Annotated in this window: 2 protein-coding genes; both read right to left on the bottom strand. The window is 71.5% G+C overall.

Features of this window, described 5'->3' with window-relative positions; translation table 11 throughout:
- On the bottom strand, window positions 1-1,101 hold a 1,101-nt coding region (gene nuoH / locus VN779_RS13745; protein ID WP_325723177.1), incomplete at its 3' end, for an NADH-quinone oxidoreductase subunit NuoH.
- A partial coding sequence (locus VN779_RS13740; RefSeq protein ID WP_325723175.1) for an NADH-quinone oxidoreductase subunit G occupies window positions 1,101-3,400 on the bottom strand: 2,300 nt, incomplete at its 5' end. The genes VN779_RS13740 and nuoH, both read right to left, overlap by 1 nt.

Below are 3,400 nucleotides of genomic sequence, written 5' to 3'. Positions count from 1 at the left end.
CGCCACCTCACCGGTGGAGAGGTCGGCCTCGCGGGCGACGGTGCGTATGGTGGCGACGGCGAGGATCCACAGCAGCGCCGTCGGCACCAGCACCTTCCAGCCGAACTTCATGAACTGGTCGTAGCGCAGCCGGGGCAGCGTGCCGCGCAGCCAGATGAAGATGAACACGAAGATCAGCAGCTTGAGCAGGAACCAGATCATCGGGTACCAGCCGCTGTTCGCCCCGGACCACAGGCTCAGCGGCACCGGGGCCCGCCAGCCGCCGAAGAACATCGTGACGGCCAGCGCGGAGACGGTGACCAGGTTGATGTATTCGGCCAGGAAGAAGAGGGCGAACTTGAGCGAGGAGTACTCGGTGTGGAAGCCGCCGACCAGTTCGCCCTCGGCCTCGGGCAGGTCGAAGGGTGCCCGGTTGGTCTCGCCGACCATCGCGATGATGTAGATGATCGCGGAGAGCGGCAGCATGTAGACGTACCAGCCGTGCTGCTGCGCGTCCACGATCGTCGCCGGGGACATGCTGCCCGCGTACAGGAAGACACCCGCGAAGGACAGGCCCATGGCGACCTCGTAGGAGATCATCTGGGCCGAGGAACGCAGCGCGCCGAGCAGCGGGTAGGTCGAGCCCGAGGACCAGCCGGCGAGTACGACCCCGTAGATGCCGATCGAGGAGACCGCGAGGATGTAGAGCACGCCGATCGGCAGGTCCACCAGCTGGAGCGTCGTCCAGTGGTGGAAGATCGAGACCTTCGGACCCCACGGGATCACCGCGATGGCCAGGAACGCCGGGATCGCGGAGAGAATCGGGGCGATCCAGAACACCGGCTTGTCGGCGTTCGTGGGGACGATGTCTTCCTTCAGCGCCAGCTTCACACCGTCGGCGAGCGACTGGAGCAGACCCTGCGGGCCGACCCGGTTCGGGCCGATGCGCATCTGCATCCAGGAGACGACGCGCCGCTCGAACCAGATGTTGAACAGGGTGAGCACGACCAGGATCGCGAAGGCGGCGACCGCCTTGATCACGACCAGGATGAACCACCACGGGATGTGGGTGTCGAAGCTCCCGAGCAGCCAGTTGGTCATGTTGTCTGGGAACTGAGGCATCAGCCCTCCACCTCCGCCTGAAGACCGGGCTGGCTCGGCGTGTCCGCGACGCTCGTAGCGGCGCTCGCCGCGATCGCGCCCGCGGGCGCGGCCTGCGCGATCGGGTCGAGCAGCGTGTCCGGCACCACGCGGGCGACGGTGACCACCGCTCCGGTGTCCGCGCTCAGCGCGGCGCGCACGTGCGAGCCCGGCGAGTTCGTCGGCAGCCACACGACCCGGTCCGGCAGCGCCTCGATGGCGAGCGGCAGGGTGATCGTCCCGGCGTCGGTCGCGACTGACACCGCGTCACCTTCGGCCGCGCCGATCTCGGCCGCGGTCGCGGCGGACAGGCGAACCACCGGCTGACGCGCGGTCCCGGCCAGGTGCTTCTCGCCGTCCTGGAGCCGGCCGTCGTCGAGCAGCAGGTGATGGGTCGCCAGAACCGCTTGTCCGGCTGCCGGGGCGGGCAACGGGCGGGCCTGCGCGTACGGACGAGGAGCGGGGATGCCGTCCCAGCCGCCGAGCGAGATCAGTTCGCGGCGCGCGGCGGCGACGTCCGGCAGGCCTAGGTGCACGTCCATCGCGTCGGCGAGGCCGTGGAGCACCCGCAGGTCGGACATGCCACCTGCCACGGTCTGCATGGTCTCGGGCGAGAGCGCGGCCTCGAACGTGCGCGGGCGGCCTTCCCAGTCCAGGAAGGTCCCGGCCTTCTCGGCGACCGCGGCCACCGGCAGCACCACGTCGGCCCGCTCGGTCACCGCCGAGGGCCGCTGCTCCAGCGAGACCACGAACCCGGCGGCGTCCAGCGCGGCCAGCGCTCCGGCCGGGTCCGGCAGGTCGTCCACGTCCACCGCGCCAACCAGCAGCCCTCTGATATTCCCGGCGCGCACGGCGGCGAGGATCGCGTCGCCGTCCCGGCCGTCGAGCGTCGGCAGCGCGCGCACGCCCCAGGCCGTCGCGACCTCGGCGCGGGCCCGCGAGTCCTCGGCGGGTCGGCCGCCCGGCAGCAGGTTGTACACCGCGCCGGCCTCGATCGCGCCGCGCTCACCGGCCCGGCGCGGGATCCAGCCGAGCTTGGCGCCGCTGGCGTCGGCCAGGCGCAGCGCCGCGCTCAGCGCGCCAGGCACGCAGGCCAGCCGCTCGCCGACCAGGATCACCGCGCCCGGCTCGCGCAGCAGCCTGGCCGCATTCTGCCCGGCGGCGTCGAGCCCGGCTTCCTCGGTGCCCGCGGCGAGCGCGGTCAGGAATTCCGGCTCGGTGTGCGGGGCCGCCTTGAGCAGGCTTCCGTTGAGCTTGGACAAGCCGCGGGTCGCGAACGGCGCTATGGCGATGACCGCCGTGCGCGCCTTGCGGACCGCCTTGCGCAGCCGCAGGAACACGATCGGCGACTCGTCCTCGGGCTCGAAGCCGACCAGCAGCACCGCCGGGGCCTTGTCCAGTTCCGCGTAGGTCAGCGCGAGCTGACCACCCGTCACCGGGCTGCGGCCGGCCAGGTGCGCCGCCAGGAACTCGGCCTCCTCGGTCGAGTGCGGGCGGGCCCGGAAGTCGATGTCGTTGGTGTCCAGGGCGATGCGGGCGAACTTCGCGTACGCATATGCGTCTTCGAGAGTGCTGCGGCCGCCGACCAGGACGCCGGCCTCGCCGCGGGTCGCGCGCAGTCCGATCGCCGCCGCGTCGAGGGCTTCCGGCCAGGACGCCGTGGTCAGCACGCCGCCGCGGCGCACCATGGGGTGACGGATGCGGTCGCGGGCAGTGGCGTACTGGAAGGCCCAGCGGCCCTTGTCGCAGTTCCACTCCTCGTTGACCTCGAGGTCCTCGCCCGCCAGCCGTCGCAGTACCTTGCCGCGCCGGTGGTCGGTGCGCAGCGCGCAGCCGGCGGCGCAGTGCTCGCAGGCGCTCGGCGAGGAGACCAGGTCAAACGGCCGGGCACGGAAGCGGTAGGCCGCTCCGGTCAGCGCGCCGACCGGGCAGATCTGCACGGTGTTGCCGGAGAAGTAGGAGCTGAACTCCTGGTCCCCGGCCACCGAGATGCCGACCTGCTGGCTGGAGCCGCGCTCGATCAGCGAGATGAACGGGTCGCCGGCGATCTGCTCGGAGAACCGGGTGCAGCGCGCGCACTGCACGCAGCGCTCCCGGTCCAGCAGCACCTGCGTGGAGAGGTTGATCGGCTTGGCGAAGGTGCGCTTCGGTCCCTCGAAGCGGCTCTCGCCGCGGCCGTTGGACAGCGCCTGGTTCTGCAGCGGGCACTCGCCACCCTTGTCGCAGACCGGGCAGTCCAGCGGGTGGTTCACCAGCAGCAGCTCGATCACGCCGGACTGGG

This window comes from Actinocrinis sp. (assembly GCF_035605935.1).
GTDB lineage: Bacteria > Actinomycetota > Actinomycetes > Streptomycetales > Catenulisporaceae > Actinocrinis.
Note: the sequence above shows the minus strand (reverse complement) of the source record. Positions and strands in the feature narration are given on the sequence as shown.